This window comes from Cellvibrio polysaccharolyticus (genome assembly GCF_015182315.1).
GTDB lineage: Bacteria > Pseudomonadota > Gammaproteobacteria > Pseudomonadales > Cellvibrionaceae > Cellvibrio > Cellvibrio polysaccharolyticus.
In genome coordinates, this window is sequence record NZ_PRDL01000001.1 from 1,104,647 (window position 1) to 1,124,809 (window position 20,163).

At 51.7% G+C, this 20,163-nt stretch carries 21 protein-coding genes; 9 read left to right on the forward strand and 12 right to left on the reverse strand.

Features of this window, described 5'->3' with window-relative positions; genetic code table 11:
- The first annotated feature begins 169 nt into the window (after positions 1 to 169).
- The 3 genes from C4F51_RS04675 (at position 170) to C4F51_RS04685 (ending at position 1,751) form a co-directional block, all read left to right on the forward strand.
- The gene (locus C4F51_RS04675) at positions 170 to 319 is read left to right on the forward strand and encodes a YnbE family lipoprotein (protein WP_268905078.1); all 150 of its coding nucleotides are present in this window, start codon (positions 170 to 172) and stop codon (positions 317 to 319) included.
- 9 nt (positions 320 to 328) lie between these two features.
- Positions 329 to 682, forward strand: coding sequence for a YdbL family protein (locus C4F51_RS04680; RefSeq protein WP_193907623.1), 354 nt, complete (start codon positions 329 to 331; stop codon positions 680 to 682).
- 136 nt (positions 683 to 818) lie between these two features.
- Positions 819 to 1,751 (forward strand): hypothetical protein, encoded by a 933-nt coding sequence (locus tag C4F51_RS04685; RefSeq protein WP_193907625.1) that lies wholly within the window; start codon positions 819 to 821, stop codon positions 1,749 to 1,751.
- Here C4F51_RS04685 and C4F51_RS04690 read toward each other — a convergent pair.
- The 5 genes from C4F51_RS04690 to C4F51_RS04710 are packed head-to-tail and all read right to left on the reverse strand — an operon-like array spanning position 1,738 to position 6,970.
- Positions 1,738 to 2,706, reverse strand: coding sequence for a spore coat protein U domain-containing protein (locus C4F51_RS04690; protein WP_193907627.1), 969 nt, complete (start codon positions 2,704 to 2,706; stop codon positions 1,738 to 1,740). The genes C4F51_RS04685 and C4F51_RS04690 overlap by 14 nt on opposite strands.
- Complete coding sequence (locus C4F51_RS04695; RefSeq protein WP_193907629.1) at positions 2,703 to 5,057, reverse strand: fimbria/pilus outer membrane usher protein; 2,355 nt, start codon at positions 5,055 to 5,057, stop codon at positions 2,703 to 2,705. The genes C4F51_RS04690 and C4F51_RS04695 overlap by 4 nt, the downstream gene beginning before the upstream one ends.
- Positions 5,038 to 5,796, reverse strand: coding sequence for a fimbrial biogenesis chaperone (locus C4F51_RS04700; RefSeq protein WP_193907631.1), 759 nt, complete (start codon positions 5,794 to 5,796; stop codon positions 5,038 to 5,040). The genes C4F51_RS04695 and C4F51_RS04700 overlap by 20 nt, the downstream gene beginning before the upstream one ends.
- A 56-nt stretch (positions 5,797 to 5,852) precedes the next feature.
- Entirely contained in the window at positions 5,853 to 6,407 is a 555-nt protein-coding gene (locus C4F51_RS04705) for a Csu type fimbrial protein (RefSeq protein WP_193907633.1), read from the reverse strand.
- A gap of 17 nt (positions 6,408 to 6,424) precedes the next feature.
- On the reverse strand, positions 6,425 to 6,970 hold the full coding sequence (locus C4F51_RS04710) for a Csu type fimbrial protein (protein ID WP_193907635.1): 546 nt from the start codon (positions 6,968 to 6,970) through the stop codon (positions 6,425 to 6,427).
- Between the two features lie 415 nt (positions 6,971 to 7,385).
- Between C4F51_RS04710 and C4F51_RS04715 the strand changes: the two genes are divergently transcribed.
- On the forward strand, positions 7,386 to 8,501 hold the full coding sequence (locus C4F51_RS04715; RefSeq protein ID WP_193907637.1) for a transglutaminase domain-containing protein: 1,116 nt from the start codon (positions 7,386 to 7,388) through the stop codon (positions 8,499 to 8,501).
- A 167-nt stretch (positions 8,502 to 8,668) separates the two neighbouring features.
- Here C4F51_RS04715 and C4F51_RS04720 read toward each other — a convergent pair whose 3' ends face one another.
- Positions 8,669 to 9,697: a LacI family DNA-binding transcriptional regulator gene (locus tag C4F51_RS04720; protein WP_193907639.1), complete on the reverse strand. Its 1,029-nt coding sequence runs from the start codon at positions 9,695 to 9,697 to the stop codon at positions 8,669 to 8,671.
- A gap of 293 nt (positions 9,698 to 9,990) precedes the next feature.
- On the opposite strand from C4F51_RS04720, the gene C4F51_RS04725 reads away from it, so the two are divergent.
- From C4F51_RS04725 to motB, 3 genes are all read left to right on the forward strand, one after another.
- Entirely contained in the window at positions 9,991 to 10,839 is an 849-nt protein-coding gene (locus C4F51_RS04725) for an SMP-30/gluconolactonase/LRE family protein (protein WP_193907641.1), read from the forward strand.
- A 205-nt stretch (positions 10,840 to 11,044) separates the two neighbouring features.
- The gene (motA, locus tag C4F51_RS04730; protein ID WP_193907643.1) at positions 11,045 to 11,899 is read left to right on the forward strand and encodes a flagellar motor stator protein MotA; all 855 of its coding nucleotides are present in this window, start codon (positions 11,045 to 11,047) and stop codon (positions 11,897 to 11,899) included.
- Between the two features lie 12 nt (positions 11,900 to 11,911).
- Positions 11,912 to 12,832 (forward strand): flagellar motor protein MotB, encoded by a 921-nt coding sequence (gene motB / locus C4F51_RS04735; RefSeq protein WP_193907645.1) that lies wholly within the window; start codon positions 11,912 to 11,914, stop codon positions 12,830 to 12,832.
- Between the two features lie 30 nt (positions 12,833 to 12,862).
- On the opposite strand, the gene C4F51_RS04740 is transcribed toward motB, so the two are convergent.
- The 3 genes from C4F51_RS04740 to C4F51_RS04750 all read right to left on the reverse strand — a co-directional run bounded on the left by C4F51_RS04740 (position 12,863) and on the right by C4F51_RS04750 (position 15,173).
- A complete protein-coding gene (locus C4F51_RS04740; RefSeq protein ID WP_193907647.1) occupies positions 12,863 to 13,840 on the reverse strand; it encodes a GGDEF domain-containing protein in 978 nt (325 codons plus the stop codon).
- A 262-nt stretch (positions 13,841 to 14,102) separates the two neighbouring features.
- Positions 14,103 to 14,816: a DUF599 domain-containing protein gene (locus C4F51_RS04745; RefSeq protein WP_193907649.1), complete on the reverse strand. Its 714-nt coding sequence runs from the start codon at positions 14,814 to 14,816 to the stop codon at positions 14,103 to 14,105.
- A gap of 150 nt (positions 14,817 to 14,966) precedes the next feature.
- Positions 14,967 to 15,173: a hypothetical protein gene (locus tag C4F51_RS04750; RefSeq protein ID WP_193907651.1), complete on the reverse strand. Its 207-nt coding sequence runs from the start codon at positions 15,171 to 15,173 to the stop codon at positions 14,967 to 14,969.
- 271 nt (positions 15,174 to 15,444) lie between these two features.
- Between C4F51_RS04750 and C4F51_RS04755 the strand changes: the two genes are divergently transcribed.
- Positions 15,445 to 17,034 (forward strand): enolase C-terminal domain-like protein, encoded by a 1,590-nt coding sequence (locus tag C4F51_RS04755; protein WP_193907653.1) that lies wholly within the window; start codon positions 15,445 to 15,447, stop codon positions 17,032 to 17,034.
- Between the two features lie 138 nt (positions 17,035 to 17,172).
- Positions 17,173 to 17,649 carry a DUF421 domain-containing protein gene (locus tag C4F51_RS04760; RefSeq protein WP_193907655.1) on the forward strand — a complete coding sequence of 159 codons (477 nt, stop codon included), beginning with the start codon at positions 17,173 to 17,175 and terminating at the stop codon, positions 17,647 to 17,649.
- 96 nt (positions 17,650 to 17,745) lie between these two features.
- Here C4F51_RS04760 and C4F51_RS04765 read toward each other — a convergent pair whose 3' ends face one another.
- From C4F51_RS04765 to C4F51_RS04775, 3 genes are all read right to left on the reverse strand, one after another.
- Complete coding sequence (locus tag C4F51_RS04765) at positions 17,746 to 18,294, reverse strand: NADPH-dependent FMN reductase (RefSeq protein WP_193907657.1); 549 nt, start codon at positions 18,292 to 18,294, stop codon at positions 17,746 to 17,748.
- A 62-nt stretch (positions 18,295 to 18,356) separates the two neighbouring features.
- The gene (locus C4F51_RS04770; protein WP_193907659.1) at positions 18,357 to 18,758 is read right to left on the reverse strand and encodes an OsmC family protein; all 402 of its coding nucleotides are present in this window, start codon (positions 18,756 to 18,758) and stop codon (positions 18,357 to 18,359) included.
- Positions 18,759 to 19,004: 246 nt separating this feature from the next.
- A complete protein-coding gene (locus C4F51_RS04775) occupies positions 19,005 to 20,120 on the reverse strand; it encodes a mechanosensitive ion channel family protein (protein WP_193907661.1) in 1,116 nt (371 codons plus the stop codon).
- Positions 20,121 to 20,163 lie beyond the last annotated feature (43 nt).

Below are 20,163 nucleotides of genomic sequence, written 5' to 3' on the forward strand. Positions count from 1 at the left end.
TAAGTTTGGCAAACGTATACTGGTGTTAACCGATCAAAGGTAACAGGTGCGGAATTCGGGTTCGGTCATGTCATTGTGGCGCTGGCTTCCGGTTCCGAGTGGCGATACATAAGATTAACCGGGAGAATTGGGTATGCTTCGTCTTCTGTGCATTCCGGCAATGATAGTGATGGTTTCAGCCTGTACACCCACTGTAAAAGTGGCCGTGCCCAGTGAGCCCATTAACATTAATTTGAATGTTAAAATACAACATGAAATTTACATCAGGGTTGATAAACAACTTGATGAACTGTTCAGTGATTCCAGTGGATTATTCTAGGAGCCATGCATGAAACTGTTAGCCCGTATCAAAACATTTGCTCTTCTGGCGTTGTTAACACTGACCTTACCGGTAATGGCTATGAACTTGCAGCAGGCAATGAGTGCGCTGAGCGGTGCCAAAGAGCAGGGCCTTGTGGGTGAACAGCCCAACGGTTACCTCGGCGTGGTATCGGCCAGTGGCGATGCTAACGAAATTGTGAAACTGGTGAACCAGGCGCGCAAGGAGCAGTACCAGAAAATGGCGCAAGACAATGGTATTGCGCTGAAAGATGTTGAAACCATGGCCGGACAAAAGGCTATTGAAAAAACATCCAGAAATCATTTTGTACAAGTAGACGGCAAGTGGGTTAAAAAATCCTGATGCCTGCTCGTTGAAAAACAGCCGCTATTAGCGGCTGTTTTTGTTTGCGGGGCTCGCTCCCGTTTGTGCGGTATGCGAAAATCCGGTCGCTATTGTTTTTCATAATATTGGTGACTGTTTTTTCAGGGAAAGTTGCATGACGCTCACGCACAAAAAATCCATCCTGCTCTATGGCAGGCCTGCCCGGTTTATCCCCCACTTGAAACAACTTGTCGCCATGCTGGTGCTTTGCATGCTGTCTGTCGCCGTGCCGGCAGCCGATGTGATGTTTGCTTTTTCCGATGCGCATTCACGTTCTACCTCATTGGATGCCAATGCCCGAATTCAATTAATCACTGGCCAGCTAAAGCGCATGGATATTCCGCCCGGCATCGTGCTGGTGAAAACGGGCGATATTCAGCGGCGCAATCAACAGGCATTTGGCAACTGGTTGAAAGCCGGTTATTTGCCGGTAAATTACGGCCACCGCTATCACCTGCTGGCTCGTCCGGATGACGCTTATCCGGAGCGTGATTTTTTGCGCGCACACCGTCATCTGCGCAATTTTTCCGAATACCGTCATCATATTTATTTTCCCGCTGCTGATGCCGAAACACCCTGGGTGCAGGCGCGCGGCTGGACGCCGGTGGCCATTGCTTTACGGCTGGAAACCGGCCTGCTGGATTTTCACTACCAACAAAACAGCACCCGCCACCGTCAATTGAATATGCAGCTGTTGCAGGATGAAGTGGCCGCTGCGGTATTGAAGCAGGCGCGCAGTCAGATGCTGGTGCAACAGGGAATAGCGCCAGCCGCACCGCTGGTGATAGAACTTTCTGCCGACGACATCACCGCCTATGTACTGCCCGCTATTGTGGATGCTTTGGTAGACGGCGGTTTTCGTTTTGTTGCGCCGGACACTTCTTTTCTGCCACCTTATGCTCGTGCGGGAACTGGCAACCTTGCTGACTCATCCCGCTATGTCGCAACGCTGTTGCAGTTGCCGGTTAAACAGCCCGGTTATCCGGGATTGGTCAATACTGCCAGCCTGATGTCAGACCCCGCACGTTTCGGTTTCAATACTCGATAACCAGCCGCACGGTATCCTGATAATTACCCATCGCCGGTGTGGTTTGCCCGGCGATTACCCGCACCGGAAATACGATATCTTCCGCCAGGCCGGTGCCGGCTTTATTGTAGCCGTTGGCCTGGGTAAGAATATTGGTGGTAGAGCCGGGGTGATAAATATCGTAAGCAATTTTTTGCACACCGGCGCGATCCATTTGTCGATGGGTGCCATTGTGGTAGGCACCGGCGTTGGCATAAATTTTAAAGGTGTCGCCATGGGTGCATTGCACACGAGCGGTCAGCGTTTGCGGTGCAACCTGATCCATAAACGCAGAGCCGCCAAAGGATACATCCGACGTTACGCTGATAAATTCACAGAGCTTGCTGACTTCCAGTTGAATCGGCATGGTTACGTTGTTACTGAAAGGATAGGTCACGCCAATACAAGCGCTTAACAGACTGACTGTGCAAATTGAGCCGCTGACATGCAAAATCTGATTGCTGTTATAAGTTCCCGAACGTGGCCAGCGGCTTGTCGCACCACTTCTTACATACACAGGAATGCGCATATTTTGCGAGGCCAATAAGGCCAGTGAAAGCAGCGAAAAAGAGCTGCCACCGATGCTGCCACCCTGGGTAGTAATGGTCGGATTGAACGTGGTGTTGGATGCAATTTCGTAAGCAATCTGCTCGCCTGGCACCGTAGAGTGGGTTAAAAGCAGCGGGTTATTAACCGTATAGCTCAAGGTACTGGCACCTCCCAACAGGGCTACCCCCAAGGTAACGGTGCATTGCACCAGAAAGGTTATTTGACCGCTGGTAATACCGCCGGTGCTTACTACCTTGGTGCTGTGGGTTCCCAATAAAACGGATGCCGGCGTCGTTGTGGAGGCAACGGTACAATTGGCATAGGCAGCGTTACAGAAAAAACCGGTAGCCAGCAGGCCGATCAACCGCAGATTAAACAGGCTTGTCATGGTGATGTAACTCCCGGCGAGTTGCTGCGACAGGTATGTGCACCGGCAAATACCAGATTGTCATCGGTGGGTACAGGAATAGTGAAAACACAATTTTCGTCCTCTGCCACCAGTTCCCATTGTCTTTTTACCGGTGACTCGAGATAAACGTCACCGTCCCAACCCACGATGACTTCTTCCAGGGTGTTGCGGTCGCGCAAATAAGTACCGGCGGGCAAAAAATTTCCTGCGTTGTCTTTCAGTTTGGCGCTGATTGCAAAGCGTTGCTCAATAGGAAAACGGATAACCACACCCGCCTGACGAGCCGGAACAACTTCCTGTTCGGTCATGGGAATAAAAGCGGTAGCGGGTAACTCCAGCGGGTTGATGGCGATGCGGTTGTTGGCATAACCCACCAGATCACTGATCAGGAAATAGCCCCGGGGATTGGTTTTTCCAATCGGTTGATAACCAATATAAACCGGCACCCGGCCAATGCCATCGGTATCTACCAGCGCATAGGCATCAGTGACTTCCCGCGCTGCAAACCATTGCCGCTCCATATAGACCAGACTGCCGGAAACTTCGGCAGACCAGGAGCGCTGGTGCTTGTCTCCCCAAATGCCGCTGCGCGCCGCCAGCGTGTCAGAGCGCCAGTCAACAAACGCATGAAGATACGACCGGTCATCGGCTGCCACACTCCAGCCCCAGCCGCCGGCATAAGGTGCTTGTTGCATGGCCTGAAGATAATTACTGGACTCGCCTTGTGCATCGCGCTGTGTGCTGGCATTGGCCTGGGTTCTGCGCCCCAGGGGAAAACTTACCCCCAGATGAAAACCGGCTTCCTCATCGCCGTCCAGTCGCCGGCTCACCGATAACATAGCGGTGATGTCATCAAAGAAACTCTTGCTCCAGGAAATATTAAAAAAGCGCGGGTTGCCCATATCCCTTTGTACCAGCTCAAAATAGCTGGCGCCGATGGTCCCCACCCGACCCGTAAATGAAACACCGGCCTGGGATTCCTGCTGCGGAATTTGATATTGCTCGGGCGCACCGGCGTCACGAAAATATTCAGAGCGGCGAATATGACGGAGGTTAAACCCGTAACGGTTATTGTGGTAACGGTAACCCACCGTGTATTGGTTGCCTTGCAGTGCTTTATAGCGGCTTTCGGCATAGGAAATTTCTGCCGAGCCCCAATAGCCGATGGCGGTAGTCAAACCGATGCCGGCCATATTCAAGTCCCGGGTGCTTTGCGCGAAAACTTCCGGGGTTAAATAAGAAGTAACCCCGTAGCGATAAAGCCCGCTAAATAATAATTCATCATGGTAATTATCCGAGTGCAGGCCAAAGTCTTCACGCAGGTAGCCCAGCGTAACGTCATAGTCGCTGTAACCCGGCTTCAACAATTCATTTACAATGTAGAAATTAATATTTTGTTGTGTTTGTCGGCCCTGAATATCGGTTGTAATAATGGACGCTGTGCCAGCGCCGGTCATCCATGATGGCGAGCTGATAACAAAGGGACCAGGATTGACTTCACTGCTAAAACGTTGCTGTTCATTAATTAACAATTCGACGCTGCCCGGCAGCGCCGCCTGACCTAAAAAATCCGGTACCGGAAAGCGTATCAAATCCGGGTTGAGGGAAAAGTCCCGCGCAAAACGAATGCCACCTACGCGAAAATTTCTGCCCCAGGTGGGCGCCCCGCTAATAGTGTCCCCCAGGGTGAATGTCCATAGATTTTCCGGGTTGTCGTATTGCAGGCGGCTGTCGAGGCGTAAATAGCCATTACGTTCGCTGGTATCTCCCTGGGTATAAAGGCCATCGCTAATCAGGGTTACCAGCGGGGTGGAATAATTCACCGAGTGCGCCAGAGATTGCTGGCTGAGGCTGCCATCACCACCCACGGCATAGAATGAGTAATTGATCAGTAGCCCTGTATCTCTTTGTGCCGCAGTGTGTTGCCCAGGGTAAATACCCTGGCGGAGTTGCTGCGCCGGAAAAAATGCCACAGGTACCTCAATTTCCAGACGTTGGTTGGCTTGATCATAATGCCAGGCGTGCGCACTGTCGGGTGTCAGCAGTAACAGGTCATCATTAATCATCTCTGGCCGTAGTCCGGCGGCAATTAAATCCGCATCTTTAAGTGACCAATTGTTATCCTGTTGTATCACTTCGGCGATAACTCCACTGTTACGGCCATTAATTACCAGCTCAAGAAAAAAAGAAACGGGTTCTGCATGACTGAAGGTGCTGCAACACAATAAAAAAATAACGCCCCACCGGCCGAAGGTTTTTCCGGTGCGTATTATCAATACCAGACCGCCGCAAAAAAAATCGGCTTTTTGATCACGGCGCAACCTTCGCAATGTAAATCTCCGTCTGTTCCTGGGTAAATTGAATCTGTGCATCGGTGCCGTGAATAAAACGGGCTTGTTGATCACTCAGCTCCCAGCGCATTTGCTGGCCGGGTAATACATAGCCGAGCAAGCCATCACTTAGCATCAAGGTTTCCCCGGAGGGGCGAATCGCTTTTACCTGGCTCAGGCGGGCGTGAAAACCGGTTTTATTATCGACTTCCAGATATTTTTCTTCGTCGCCGGTAATGCGGTAAGTCAATTGCGGCGTGTTGCTTTTCAAAAATTTGGGAATGTTTCTTCCTTTGTTGCCAACGCCACTGAACAAGGGTAACGAGTAGCGCATTTGCAGTTTCAAACTGGCATCTTCGCTACCTTCCAGGCGGCTGTCGGGTACTTCATCAACAAAAATACGGTGGCTGCGCTCGGTGGTGTTTTCGGGAATATTGCCGTGGCGGTGCACAATGCGAATCATCTGTTGCTCACCCGGGTTTACCCTCACCATGGGCGGGCTGGCAATCACACTCTGCTGCTCCAGGGTTTCGTCCTGGCCGTTATTCTGGTGCCAATCCATCACGCGAATTTGCAGCATGACGGGGCGGCGATCGTTATTTTTAATCCAGATGGCCGTGGCACTTTCATTAACATCAATTCTTGGATTGATCGGCCAAATGCCCAGGCTGGCAGCGTTAACCGGCATGGCGTTGAGCAGCAGGGTTAACATTAAAATGGCGGATAATTTGGATTTCACGTTCATCTCCATTGAATAAAATTTTTATCGTAGGGTAACTGTCTGGTAAAACGGCGCTACCAGGTAATAGTCACCGTTACTGTGTCTGTGTAAGTACCCGGTAAAACGCCGCTTTGTGGTGGCAGGCGTCCATAAACGGTCATGGTTTGCAGGGTGTCATTGCTAAACGCCAGCGAGCGCCCGGTGGTTGCGTCCCAAATTACGTTGCGGTTGGCGGTGGTGTACAGCTGGTAGGAGAGGTAGTTGGTGGTGTTGGTATGGCGCATACGGCGGTTGTTTACCGTTGCGCTATATAAACCGGCGTTCATCGTTACCCGGGCGGTGACGCCGGGCGTACAACGAAATTGAATGGAACCCTGACCGGGAGCACTGTTGGCTTCTACCGGCCCTCCGGCGTGATAAACCGATCCAAAATTCATGGTGCCAATCATTGCTGTCGAATTTTGCACGGGCGCATTGCTGAACTCGCAGCCACCCACAATGCTCATGCGAATCGTCGTGGTGGTAGGTGCATTAAGCACCACCGCTAACGATGAAGCAGGAAAGATAAAGGCGATAATTAAAAAAAGTTTCATCACGGTGCAGTGATGAAACTTTTGCAACCTCTCCATGGTGACCTTCTGTCACGCTACCAGTTTACGACAACAGCAACCTGGTCGGTGTAGGTGCCGGGCTGCACACTGCCTTGTCCTCCGGGGATTCGTCCATACACGTGATGTACGGTGGGTGCGGTTGATGCAGCGGTAAATGGAATAGCGCTATTGGGCGTCCATTCCAATTGTCGTTGCGGGTCCTGAAACAGCCCGTAGTTTAGCAAGGTGGCACCGCCGGATGACATGGCTCGGGTAGCGCTTTGAAAGTGCTGGCCTGGCCCAAGCATAATGTTGTAGCTGGTGCCAGCGGAGCATTCCACGGTGATAGAACCCTGGTTGGCGCCGGTGGTTTCTGCATCCACATGCTGCGCGCCCAGCGAATAAATGGAACCGAAGTTCAGGGTGCCGTAATTGATGGCGCCGTTAGTAACATTGGTGGCATTTACCTGACAACCTGAACCAACTACGGCTTGCACGTTAAGAATACCGTTGACGGTAGCGGCGGAGGCGAAGGAGGGGAGTAGTGCCGCGGTGAGGATCGAAAAACCCAATAATGAAAAAATATTTTTGCGCATGTTCATGAAGTAACTCCTTGCTGTAGCGATATCCGATAGGCGTTAAAAAAACCGCTTTCGAGCTAACGCTAGATGAGGAGAAATTTAAAGTCAAAGGGGTGGCGCAGGAATACTCCGCTTTTGGCGGTTTCAAAAAAATTATTCTGGATGGTGAATTTTTTATTTCTTTTTTATCTGTTCTATAGCTCGGAAAGGCGGGTTTCCGGATCAGATTATGATGCAATGTTATATAACTTTTTGATCATAGGACTAAATAAAAGGTTCTATACTGAACGGGTCAGCGAACCAGTTTCGGCTGACCGGGTTCGGGTTGCGCCTCTCTCGCATCGTCGCTAAAGCGCTTTGATTTTATTATCTATTCACCGCGATTCGTTATGGCGCTTCATGAAGAGTACTTCTGAAACACTGACAGGAGGCTCCAATGATCAGATGGCTATTTATCTTATCGCTGGCTTTTATTTCTCTCGCCGGTTGCTCTCACCAACCGGTGGCAAACATTGATGCGGCAGATCCTGACAAACTGAAACGGGCGTTGTCTGGCGAAGCTATGGCCTTGCAGTGGACGGCCAGCAGTTTGCCCGATTACGACCTTTTTTCACTGACACCGGAAATGAAAACCTTTGCCGAGCAAGCGGTTAAAAGCCAGCGTACGCCTTACTTGCGCGCGCAGGCATTGCACGCCGCTTTATTGAAGCCCAAGGCACGAGGCGGTGCCGGTTTGCGCTATCAGGGTTATGTGACCGGCACGCCGGTAGAGGCGTTTGCCAGCGGCGATGTGAATTGCGTAAGTTTTACCTTGTTATACGTGGCCATGGCGCGCCATGTGGGTATCAACGCCGCGGTTAATGAAGTGGATTTGCCGATGAGTTGGGATATGCGCAATAACAACACCTTTTTATTGTTGCGTCATGTCAACGCCAAGGTGCGTTTGGGCCGTGATGATGCGCTGGTGGTGGATCTGGATATGGCGCGCTACAACCCCACTTACCCGCAACGCACTATTTCCGACGATCTCGCCGCGGCGCAGTTTTACAACAACCGCGCCATGGAACAGGTAACCCGTGAGGACCTGGCTGATGGCTTTTTCCATCTCCGCAAAGCCCTGTTGCTCGAAGAAGACCAGAGTTATATCTGGAATAACTTTGGCACCTTGTTGCGTCGCGCCAATCTGCTGGATGAGGCCGAAGCAGCCTACCTGCATGGGTTGGCATTAAATTCCCGCGACATGACCATCATTAACAATCTGATGATTTTGTACCGCTATACCGGTGTGCCGGAAAAGGCCGAACAATATGTTCGTCTGGCGGAAAATTATCATCGCAACAATCCCTTTTACCGCTATAGCATGGCGATGGAGTCGATGGAGAATGGCGATTTAAGCAGCGCCCGCTCCCGGATTCTTGAAGCGATCAATATGCGTAAAAATGAACCGATGTTTTACGATCTGGCAGCGGCCATTTACCTGGCGCTGGATGATGCGGACGAGGCTGATCGCATGCAGGCGAAAAGCCGTCACTTTAAAAATAGCGGAGTATAGTTTTTAGAAGCCATCTCAAAAATCAGCCGGCGAGATTCCGGCAAGGTAAAAAGCTGATGAGGAGCGGAGTTTACTCAAGTAAATGAGCACCGGAGTCGGCTTTTTTACCAAAAGTAGGTGCCTTAGGCACGCAGCATCAAGCCGTTGGATGATTTTTGAGGTGATTTCTACTTGCGCCCAGGCGCCGGGCAAGTAGAGTCGCGCACAATCAATTGCGGATAAAAACCTTCGCTATCAATTTTTTGTGCGGGGTTGCGAATCGATTCAACCAACAGCTCGGTAGCGCGGCTGGCAATGGTGGCATTGGGCTGCTGGGCAGTGGTCAGGTTGGGCCAGGCCTGGCGGGAGAAAGGGCTGTCTTCAAAGCCGACGATAGATAATTGTTGTGGCACATCAATACCCAGAATGCGCGCAGCGAAAAGCGTACCGGCAGCAATTTCATCGTTACAGGCAAAGATTGCTGTGGGTGTGCCGCTCATGGAAAGCAACTGCCGGGTTCTTTTCACCCCGGACTCAAATGAATACTCGCCGTTTACCACCAGCTTGCGATCCAGGGTAATTTTATTTTCCTTGAGTGCGGCTTTGTAACCTTCGTAACGTTCGCCGCTGGATTTATGCGCCTCTTCACCACCAAGAAATGCGATAGCGCGATGTCCCAGATCAATCAGATATTGGGTAATGCGAAAAGCGGCGGTGCGGTCATCAATATAAACGCAGGGTGATTTTTCGTCAGGCGGTTGTACGCCGGAAAGAATCCTTACAAAACGGATTTTTCGTTTACTCAGCGCAGCCAGCACTTCCGGTGTTTCTGACATGGGCGGGGTTAAAATCAAACCGCCGACGCGACTGCGATCTACCATCCCGACAATTTCTTCAATCAGGTTATCTGCCCGCGAATCGCACGGGTGAATCACCAGCTCATAGCCCTGGCGGCGACACTCACCGAGAATACCTTTTTGCATCTCGATCACGTAGTTGCTGTTGGGGTTATCGTAGATAAATCCGATAGAGGACGCGGCACCCCGCAACAGGCGAGCCGATAAGTTGGGCTGATAATTTAATTCCTTGACCGCCTTCCAGACTTTGTCCTGCAACTCCTGGCCAACCGTCGCTTCCTTATTAATGACGCGTGAAACGGTTTTGAAAGAAACACCGGCCAGTTTGGCCACATCTTTAATAGTTGGTTTTGCTGCCACGAGGGTTGAGTCCGTTACTGGAAATGAAAGGCCAGCCAGGCGCCGGGGGCACCGGTTGGTGATCACTGAGGATGCCGTTAAACGCGCCACAGCATCGTCAAGGGCGTCGGGTATTATCGTCTCGCGCCGGTGGGATAGATTAGAGATTCCGGCCATTAACCGCAATCTATAATGCGAGCCTGCTACAATCCGGTTGCCTCTGCTACAAGAGACGGGACCGGATATCCGGTCAACTGATAACTGTGTTGAATCATGACAGGCCGCCAGGGCCTGACGGGACAGGAGAAACGATAATGAAAAAGTGGTTATCCGGCATTGCGCTGATGACAGCAATATCTGCTCACGCTGCAACGGAAGCTTCACATCAACTGGAACAGGTCTGGTTTACCGAAGGTCTGCGCACACCGGAATCGGTGCTGGTGCATGGCAGCGGTGATGCCAAAATACTGTTTGTCTCTGAAATTGAAGGACAGGGCGCTGACGCGGACGGTAAAGGCGGCGTGGCCAAAATGAGCCCGGACGGAAAAATCCTTAATCAGGATTGGGTTCGCGGGCTGAATGCGCCTAAAGGTCTGGGTATTTTCAACGATAAACTCTATGTGGCCGATTTAACCGAAGTGGTAGAAATCGCACTGGATTCCGGCAAAATTCTGCGCAAGATTGCGGTGGCTGATTCGGTATTTCTGAATGACATCGCGATCAGCACCCAGGGCGAAGTTTTTGTTTCTGACACCCGCACCAATAAGGTTCATCGCATTGTTGATGGCAAGGCAGAGTTGTGGCTCGACAATGTCACCTCCGCTAACGGCCTTAAAGTGATTGATGACCAATTGATCATCGGTGCCGGTGAGCAATTGTTGAGCGTTGACCGTGAAAAAAATATCACTGTGCTGGCGAAAGGTTTTGCCTCGGGCATTGATGGTGTTGAACCGGTAGCCGACGGTGAATTCGTGGTGACCTGCTGGGTGGGGCTGGTGTATTACGTCCATGCTGATGGCCGCCTTGAACAGTTGATTGACAGCCGCGAGGAAAAAATCAACACCGCGGATCTCGGTTACGATCCCGACACCGGTATTGTTTACATCCCGAATTTCTTCAAGGATTCGGTAACCGCCTACCGCCTGGTAAAATCCGGCTCATAAAAAATGCATGGCATCCGGGTGCGATCTGCAGGTGATGATTGATCATGAGCAGATTGTCACCCCAGGCGTCACAGTGGTATTGTGACGCCTATCGCTTGCCGGCTTCTAACGCTGGCGCCGGCATCAGCGCCGCTTCCGGCCTCAAGCCAATCCTTCGCAAACACAGGGCAGAGTTCCCCCACCGGTTTCAAACGGAGAAGAACGAGTGAATATTCTTATTGGTATTGTGGTGGTGATTGCCTCGATTGTGGTCGGCTATTTATGGCACGGCGGCAATCTGCTGGCGCTGTACCAGCCGGCTGAAGTGGTGATTATTTGTGGTGCGGCTTTTGGTGCCATGATCATTTCCAACCCGCTTTCTGTAACCGGCGGCGTTTTCAAATCTGCCGGCGCACTGCTCACCGGCTCCCGCTACGACAAAGGCTACTATCTCGAACTGCTCAGCATGATTTACGACATCTTCAACAAAGCCCGCCGCGAAGGCATGATGGCCATTGAAGGTGATATTGAAGAGCCTGAGAGCAGCCCCATTTTCAGTAACTATCCGGAAATGTTGAAAGACAAACACCTGATGGATTTTCTCTGTGATTATCTGCGGATGATGATCATGGGCAGCATGGCACCCCACGAACTGGATGCGCTGATTGATCAGGAGCTGGAAGCCCACCACGAAGAATCCCATCTGGTGCCATCTGCCATTGGTAAAGTAGCCGACGGTTTGCCCGGCTTTGGTATCGTGGCTGCGGTACTGGGTATTGTTATCACCATGGGCAAACTCGGTGGCCCAGCGGAAGAATTGGGTGTATCTGTAGCAGCTGCGCTGGTAGGAACCTTGTTGGGTATTCTGCTCGCCTACGGGTTTGTTGGCCCTTTCTCTGCTTACCTTGAACACAAAAACCGCGGTGAAGCTCACTGCTACACCTGCATCAAAGCCTGCATCATGGCCGCTGCCAACGGCATGCCACCGCAAGTCGCGGTGGAATGTGGTCGTAAAGTCTTGTACCACAGTGTTCGCCCTGGCTTCCGCGAGTTGGAAGAACAATACCGGACCAAGAAATAAAGGCGCATCATCATGGAAAAGGGCGCGCGTCAGGTCGTTATTATCAACCGCAAAAAGAAGGGCGGCCATGGTCATCATGGCGGTTCCTGGAAGGTCGCCTTTGCGGATTTTATGACCGCGATGATGGCCTTCTTTCTGTTGATGTGGGTGCTGGAAACCACCACTAAAGATCAGCAAAAAGCGATTGCCGGTTACTTTACCGACCCGGGCAGCCGCTACGTCATTGGCCCTGGCGGCTCCAATCCTACTGTGATTCAAATGAATCCGGCCCCGTCTCCCAACCCCAGTACCGACGATGCGCCGGTTCAGGTTGACCCGACCATGACGCCGTCATTGGCGGCTGCCGAAGAAGCCATTCGCCGTCAGGAGCTGGAGCAATTGGAAGATTTGCGCCAGCAGCTGCTGGACGAAATGGCGCGGATTGATTCGGCACTCAATGTGTTGAAAGACCAGATTCTGATCGATTTCACTGCGCTCGGGTTGCGCATTCAGATTGTGGATTCCGAAGGGCGGCCGATGTTTGATGTGGGCAGCACCCATTTGAAATCCTACTCTGCCGATGTGCTGAGGGTGCTGGGCGGTATTCTCAACAAAGTACCGAACAAAATCAGCGTGACCGGCCATACCGATTCTACCCCTTACAGCGCCGGTGCGGCCTACGGTAACTGGGAGCTTTCCAGCGATCGGGCGAATAGTGCTCGCCGTGCCTTGCAGGTGGGTGGTTATCCGGAAGAGAAAGTAGCAACAGTACAGGGAATGGGCGCTGTGGCGCCGTTAAAAGCGGATGACCCGGCAGCACCGATTAACCGCCGTATTGCCATTATCGTACTGAAAAAAGCCGTGGCCGATGCTCTGGCAACGGGTGATGGTGGTGTGCCGAGTAGCGACATTCTCGGCAATCCGGATCAGGTTCTGCCGCAGCTCGACCCCTGATATCTCCCAAACAAATTGCCTATGGCCGGTTTAGTAACCGGCCACTTCCACACGATTTTTCCCCTGTTTCTTCGCTACATACATCGCCTGGTCGGCGCGGTCGAACCAGTTGCGTGCAGTTTCGTTGGTTTGCAATTGGGCGCAACCGAAAGATGCGGTAATTTCCTGGTCATTATGGTGCAGGTGCGCAGCGATCTGTTCACGCAACTCTTCTGCTACTTTTCGGGCGCCATCCAGTGTGGTGCTGCGGGCAATAATCACAAACTCCTCACCGCCAAAGCGAAAAATACGGTCGGTCTTGCGGGTTCGTGCAGACAGCACCCGGGAGATATTAATCAACAACTCATCGCCGTGCTGGTGCCCCCACAGATCGTTTACCGTCTTGAAGTTATCAATATCCAGCACGATAACCGATGCCGGTACACCGCTGCGGTTAAAGTCCTGAATACAGCGGCGCATTTCGATATCCAGCATGCGACGGTTGGCGAGGCCGGTTAAGGCATCTTCCGAGGCAAAGCGCTCCAGCAAGGCTTGCTGCTTTTCGGTAAGGCGGGCAAAAACATAGGTCATGCAACCGGCGAAGGTTGCCGAAACAATCATGCCGGCGCCGGCAATACTGTCGTCCAGCCGCATCGCCAGCGGAAGGCTCGCCACAATCAGCAGCGCATTCACGGCAATAGCCGGGCCTGCGCGCAGCAGAAAAAAGTTGGCGCTGATGGCGGGAAAAAGCCAGAAGAAGTACATCGGCGAATTAAGGTAAAGCACCGCCAATGTGCCACCACTGTAGAGAATGGCGGCAAAAAATGAGGCTTCTGCAATACGGTGCGTGCGCCAGGCAAAAAAGGCATTCATGGCTGCGGCACATACAATCAGCACATCAATAACTGCCTTCAGGTACTCGCCATCGAGGTAGCGCAAAATGGCAAAAGGCAAAACGCCGAAGGTGGCCATGGCGGCAAACAAATACACCAGTCGCGTTTGAAAACGTTGTTTTGAACCATCAAGCATGGGCCGGTATCTCCTTCCCGTTACGGGTAATCGTGCCCCTGGTAAAGCTATTACCGAGCATAGCGGCAATTGGATGATTTCGACGAATTATTTCAGGAAAAGCCAAGACAAATATGTACTGGAAGAGTAGTCGATTAATCGTTTTTCATTCTAATCCGGGTTGCTTTTTGCTTGCGATGTGCAAGAGTTCAAGCTAATTTTTTTATGGATAAAAAATTGTTGTTATATCAATTCGCCAGTAGTTTCCAACGGGGTTTGGACGCTATTCCTGGCGGTTCATTTCGATGTCGCGAATCAGGGTGCGTAAGGTACCTGAGAAAAACTCCCGGCGATAGAGCACCACCACGACGAAACTGGCAGTAAACATAAATAACCAGGTATTAAAAAACCACGGCAATATCGACATCGAAAAATAATAGGCGCGCAAACCATAGTTGTAACTGTGACCGGCATGGTCAATCACTTTGGCGGTGCTGTAGGCGTAGCGTTCACGCTGAGCGTTATTGATGCTGGCATCGTTATGCAGGGGAGCTGCGCCCAGTAACAGGGCGGCGAAACCGTACTGGCGAATAGCCCAGGTCAGCGTGAAAAAAGCATACACATAAACCGACAACAAGAGAAAAATTTTGAACTGCAGTTGTAACGCGGTCATGTCGGTATTAACAAATGGTAGCGTTGTCAGTGTCTGATGCACCTTGTCGGTGGACGCCATAATAGTGACCAGACCGGCGATCACAAAAATGGTGGTGGATGCTAAAAAAGTAGTCTGGCGTTCCAGCCCGGCAATCAGGGCGGTGTCGCTGATGCGGTTTTCGCGGCGCATCATATTGAGCATCCAGTTCTTGCGGTAAATCTGTAAAACCGAGGACAGGCTATAGCGGGATTTTGCCTTGCGGCGGGCAAAGCTGGCGTAACCGATCCAGCAAACGAAAAACCATACCGCAGCACCAATATTGATTAAAACCTGAGCGTCCAAAAAAGACTCCGTAAGCTGAAAGCGTGCCCACGGGCACGAGAAAAAATCACCGGACGTTATTAGCGACCGGTTGGGTAGCGGTGCTCTGCAATTTTCATTCTGTTTTTAACAAGGGTCAATCGCCAGACGGCAAAGACCGGTAATTTACGGTCATAACGCCTGATTAACCGTCCGATTCGTGGCTTCACCACGGGTTATGGCTTGCAACTGCACAGTTTTCAGGCTGTCACTTTTGAAGATGCCCTGTGCAGCGGCGCTGTTTGAGTGCATTTGCCGGGCAGGCGGCTGGCTATGGTGCAGCTTTTCCGGGAATGAATAAAAGCAGGTGCGTTGCCCGCCGGCTACTCTCGCCAGCATAGTTTCTTTTCTTGTCCGACCATCCCTTGATTATTGCATCTCCGTAACCCGGCCTTCCTGGCTCATTTTGTTGTTATTGCCCATCGCTGTGAATTTGCGGTAGCTGGCAGTCTTTTTGGTATTTTGCGTTTACACTGGATCGGTAAAACAATAATAACCCTTCCATCAACCCGTGGTTAAACAACGGAAATACACCCGTCGCCTGTGTAGCCGATGCCGTTCGTGGCAGACCGCTATGGCACAGGTTTTATGCTAAATCCGAGGTTTTGTTATGACACGTATTGTTGACATTAATGTCTTCCCGGTTGCCGCCCCGCCAACCGGTTTTGGTGGTGATGCCCGTAATATCGCCCAGGGCGGCCCCACCTACGCCAATGTAGTCCTCGAAGTCATTACCGACCAGCCCGGCCTTAAAGGTACCGCCGTCATTTTTACCAACGGCCACGGGCTGCTGGAATCCTGCGACTTTACCCGCAGTGTTGCCCGTCGCTATCTGCTGGATCGGCAGAAACCCTTGCAGGTTGATGAACTGCATCGCGATGGCAACCTCGGCAAGCTGGCGAAAACGTTTTTACTGGATTCCGACTACAGCTGGCTGGGTAGCGTTGGTGTATCGCGCATGGCGATTGGTGCGGTAATCAATGCCTTGTGGGATCTTACTGCGAAACTACAGGGCGTTCCGGCATGGCAATTGATTGCTGATATGTCACCGGAAGAACTGCTGGCGTTTATCGACTTTGAACAAATTGGCGATGTGGTGTCGCAGCAAGAGGCGCTGGACATTTTCCGCCAGGCACAGCACGGCAAACAGGCGCGCATTGAAGCCATTTATGAAAAAGGTTTACTCGCCTACAACACCGCTGGCTGGAGCGGTATCAGCCTTGAAGGGTTGGTCGATCAAACGATCAAAATGATTCACGCCGGTTGGCCGCAAATTAAAATCAAAGTTGGCGCAAGCTGGTCCGGCATGCGCGTCAAAGCCGATGAAGAAGGCCGCATTCTGTCGCGGGATGATCTGGATCGCATGGCATTGCAAGCGGCCAATGACGATGCGGAACGTATGATTCTGGTGTACAAAACCATTGATCAGCATGACACACGAAACCGCAAAATGACCGTGGCGGTAGACAGCAATCAGGTGTTTGATCCGCGCTCGGCATTTATTTTTATGAAGTCGCTGGCTGAGCAAATTTATGCCAACAACCCGGCGCACACCATTCAATGGTTTGAAGAACCCACCAACCAACACAGCGCGATCGGCCACGTGTGGATTCAGCAGCAATTGGATAACGCCTTCCGTGATTACAACCCGCCGCTGCATGTGCCTATTTCTACCGGGGAGCAAGGTGCATCGCCGGTGACCTTCAAGGACTTGATGCACGCGCCGGTTTTCGGCAGCGACGGTGAAAAGCGTTCCATTGATGTTATTCAAATGGACTACGCCCGCGTTGCCGGTATTGGCGATAACCTCGCTATTTTATTGCTGGCTAAAAAAGCGCGCCTTGAAGGTCGCGACGTGCGCATTTGTCCGCATACCGGTGGTATCGGTTTGTGCGAAGGCATGCGTAATGTGCAAGCCATCAAACAGGCTTTGTTTGGCAGCACCAATAATGCCGGGGTGGAAGATATTCTGGAGTTTGTCGCCGAAGAAGTGCGCAGTGTGCACGAAGGGGTTTTTATCAACCCGGCCATTGTCATCGACGGTTATTATCAAATGAGTCGCACGCCGGGTGTGGGTGTAGATTATACCGATGAGGGCATTCTTAATTATCGGCTGCCGGATGGAAAAGCTTGGCAGGCGACTGAAAAATTTCGGGAACTGGCCGAGCGCTTTACGCTCTCGGAAAATTTCTATAGCTGAATTTATACTATTCTGAAGCGGCGGTTGTTGACTCGGGTCGGCAGCCGCTGTTTTTTTGCGACAGGTGTAACAATTTTTTAAAAATCCATAGAAAATTGAATTTTTCATTAACCGTATGTTGTGTGTGGAGGATATTTCATGCAGGACATGTTTGCGCTGACACATTCCATTCCTGTTACGATTTTGCGGTCTACCATTGTTTATCTGATTTTGCTGGTAATTATCCGTTATCTGCCAAAACGCAATATTGGTAGTATTGCACCTCACGATATTTTAATTCTGGTTGTTATTGGCGGACTGGCCAATGATGGTATCCTGGGTGGCGCCGATTCTGTGGGCGATTTCCTGTTAATGACCTCTGTTATCATCGGCTGGGCGCTGGTGGTGGACTGGCTGGATTACCGATTCTCAATTCTCGGCTGGCTTTTTAAAGCCAAACAAACACCGCTGATTGATCATGGGCGGATACTTCGTAAAAACCTTCATGAAGAAATGATTACCGAAGACGAATTGTGGGCTGCGCTGCGTAAACACGGTGTGGATAATCTTGAAGCCGTCAAATCTGCTTACGTGGAGGCAGACGGTAGAATCAGCGTGATTCAGCACGAGAAGTGAACGGATAGAATGTTGTCTGTCGTATAACCGCGAAAAGGCAGACGTGTCTCCCGAAAAAAATCCTCCACTGCTGCGGAGGATTTTTCCTTGGGTATTTTATTGCAAAGACTGTGAAAAACCGGCGAGAAATTTCTGCAAACGGTTTTCAATAGCCGCGTCGGTTAATTTACCTTGTGCATCAAAAACCTCATGCGCTTTTGGTACCAATAATGAACCACCGGTCCAAAGATGGGTGCCGAGTGTTTTCAACACCGGCAGCCAGGCGGTTTGTGACAGCAGCGTCCCAAACGCGCCCGGTGATGCGCCTGCCAAGGCAAAGGGTTTGCCACCGAATACACCGGGTATGTCGCTGGCAGGGCGAGACAGCCAATCAATCGCATTTTTTACCACGCCGGGAATACTGTTGTTGTATTCCGGTGTGGCAATAATCACCCCGTCAGCCTTGCGCAATTTTTCTTTCAGCGTTGCTACCGCTGCGGGAATGCCTTCTTTGGCTTCCAGGTCGCCGTCATACAGCGGAATGCCATGCAGCGTAGCAATCTCCAGTGTTGTGCCTTCGGGCAGCAGATTTTTTGCGGCGTGCAATAACGCGGTATTAAATGATTGCTGGCGCAGACTTCCGGAAATGCCGAGGATATGCGTCATGGTGCGCTCCTGTGTGGGTAGAAAGTGATCCTGACAGTATGGCTCATCGCAGACGCTGCTGCTTAACCCGCGAGCGCAGAATGAATACGCACGTCACCGCTCAACAATTTGTGTATCGGGCAGGCGTTGGCAATTTGTAGCAAACGCTCTTTCTGGTCGTCATTCAATGCACCGTGCAGTGTCAAACGGCGTTGAATATCGGTGCCCGACGTTGGCTTGCCATCCGGGTTCAGGATCAATTCTATATCCACTTTTTCCAGCGGCCATTCCTTGCGGTTGGCGTACATTTTCAGCGTAATGGCAGTGCAAGCACCCAGGCTGGAAAGTAATAATTGGCCGGGGGTAGGGCCGGCGTTGGCACCACCGAGATCAGCAGGCTCGTCGGCCAGCCATTGATGTTCGCCACCGAGCAAGGTAACGGTGTAGGGCAGGTTATCAATGGCAGCGTGTACGGTGGTAGGCATCAACAGAACTCCGGGTGTTTAAATACGGCAGTATCTGTGGCTTTGGCACATCTGACAAGCGGCCAAAGGCATCCGCAACGTGGGCCGCCCTGGTGTGCTGGGCGGCCCGGGAGCCTTACAGTTTTGCACAGGTTAACCAACCGTAAACTCCCCATTCTGTCGTCGAGTAACAATGGCACCGCCAGGGCGGGGATCGGTCCGGGCAGAGCACCGGCGCTTGCTGAATAAAGCCGCGCCGGTGCAGGCTTATACCGGCGGTTGCCGTTCGGTGGTGTGGATTTCCGGGGTAGCATCAAAGTCTTTCGCTTCCGCCTCGGAGCTGAATTCAGTGCGCAATTTGGGCAAGGCATCCGGGTAGTTTCTACCGAGGAAAGCGACCATGTTCTCGCGCAGGTAGCAGCGCAAGTCGAAGCTTTTGGAGGAGTCGCCGGAGCTTGCGAGAATACGGATTTGCAGGCATCTGTCGGTCGCATCTGTTACCTGCAGCACTTTCACCCGGCCGTCCCATAGCGAGGGCGGAGCTTCCTCCAGTAAACGATCCAGTTCTTTGCGCAAGGCGTCGGCAGGAACCTGATAATCGACCCAGAAGAAAACGGAACCCAGAATACTTGAGGTGCGACGCGTCCAGTTTTGAAAGGGATTTTCAATAAACCATTGCAGCGGCACAATCAAACGGCGTTCATCCCAAATACGCACCACCACGTAGGTGCCGGTAATTTCTTCAACGCGCCCCCATTCCCCTTCAACAATCACCACGTCGTCAAGGCGGATCGGTTGGGTGAGCGCGATTTGCAAACCGGCGATAATATTGCCGAGCACCGGTTTTGCGGCAAAACCTACCGCCAGGCCGGCCAGACCGGCGGATGCCAGCAAGCTGGTACCAAATTGCCGCGCGCCCGGAAAGGTCATCAGCATCGCCGATAAGCCAAATAAAATGACAAAAACGCTCAGCGTTTGTACCAGCACCCGCGTTTGAGTTTGTACGCGCCGCGCCGACAGATTGTCGGCGGTGTTCATGGGGTGCTGCCGCGCAATAATGGTTTGAATGGAGCCCGCCACTCGCAAGCCCAGCCAGGTGAACACACCAATCATGGCCAGCGTATTAAGGTGGCGCAGGGCAGAGATCATAAAAATATCGTCTGCGGCATTTGCCCACACGGTTTGCAAACCGATTAACGGCACCAGGTATTGCAACGGGGTACGCGTGCAATTCAGCACATCGCGTATAAACGGGAAGGGTTTCGACAAACGATACAGCAGCTTCCACACCAGCCGGGCGACCACAAAAAGAATCGCCGCCACCACCGCAGCGACAGACAATAAAACCAGCTCCGGCAAAATACTATTCCAGTCGATATTCATCAGGCCGACTCCTCACCACATTAATACTTTTTATAAAACCTGC

Excerpts from the sequence above, each read along its gene's own strand:
- C4F51_RS04750 (WP_193907651.1), bottom strand. The coding sequence starts at position 15,173 with ATGCTGGCGAGAGTAGCCGGCGGGCAACGCACCTGCTTTTATTCATTC.
- C4F51_RS04740 (WP_193907647.1), bottom strand. The coding sequence starts at position 13,840 with ATGCTTGATGGTTCAAAACAACGTTTTCAAACGCGACTGGTGTATTTG.
- C4F51_RS04685 (WP_193907625.1), top strand. The coding sequence starts at position 819 with ATGACGCTCACGCACAAAAAATCCATCCTGCTCTATGGCAGGCCTGCC.
- C4F51_RS04770 (WP_193907659.1), bottom strand. The coding sequence starts at position 18,758 with ATGCCTACCACCGTACACGCTGCCATTGATAACCTGCCCTACACCGTT.
- C4F51_RS04760 (WP_193907655.1), top strand. The coding sequence starts at position 17,173 with ATGCAGGACATGTTTGCGCTGACACATTCCATTCCTGTTACGATTTTG.
- C4F51_RS04710 (WP_193907635.1), bottom strand. The coding sequence starts at position 6,970 with ATGAACATGCGCAAAAATATTTTTTCATTATTGGGTTTTTCGATCCTC.
- C4F51_RS04675 (WP_268905078.1), top strand. The coding sequence starts at position 170 with ATGGTTTCAGCCTGTACACCCACTGTAAAAGTGGCCGTGCCCAGTGAG.
- motB (WP_193907645.1), top strand. The coding sequence starts at position 11,912 with ATGGAAAAGGGCGCGCGTCAGGTCGTTATTATCAACCGCAAAAAGAAG.
- C4F51_RS04765 (WP_193907657.1), bottom strand. The coding sequence starts at position 18,294 with ATGACGCATATCCTCGGCATTTCCGGAAGTCTGCGCCAGCAATCATTT.
- C4F51_RS04715 (WP_193907637.1), top strand. The coding sequence starts at position 7,386 with ATGATCAGATGGCTATTTATCTTATCGCTGGCTTTTATTTCTCTCGCC.
- C4F51_RS04725 (WP_193907641.1), top strand. The coding sequence starts at position 9,991 with ATGAAAAAGTGGTTATCCGGCATTGCGCTGATGACAGCAATATCTGCT.
- C4F51_RS04755 (WP_193907653.1), top strand. The coding sequence starts at position 15,445 with ATGACACGTATTGTTGACATTAATGTCTTCCCGGTTGCCGCCCCGCCA.
- C4F51_RS04775 (WP_193907661.1), bottom strand. The coding sequence starts at position 20,120 with ATGAATATCGACTGGAATAGTATTTTGCCGGAGCTGGTTTTATTGTCT.
- C4F51_RS04705 (WP_193907633.1), bottom strand. The coding sequence starts at position 6,407 with ATGGAGAGGTTGCAAAAGTTTCATCACTGCACCGTGATGAAACTTTTT.
- C4F51_RS04680 (WP_193907623.1), top strand. The coding sequence starts at position 329 with ATGAAACTGTTAGCCCGTATCAAAACATTTGCTCTTCTGGCGTTGTTA.
- C4F51_RS04690 (WP_193907627.1), bottom strand. The coding sequence starts at position 2,706 with ATGACAAGCCTGTTTAATCTGCGGTTGATCGGCCTGCTGGCTACCGGT.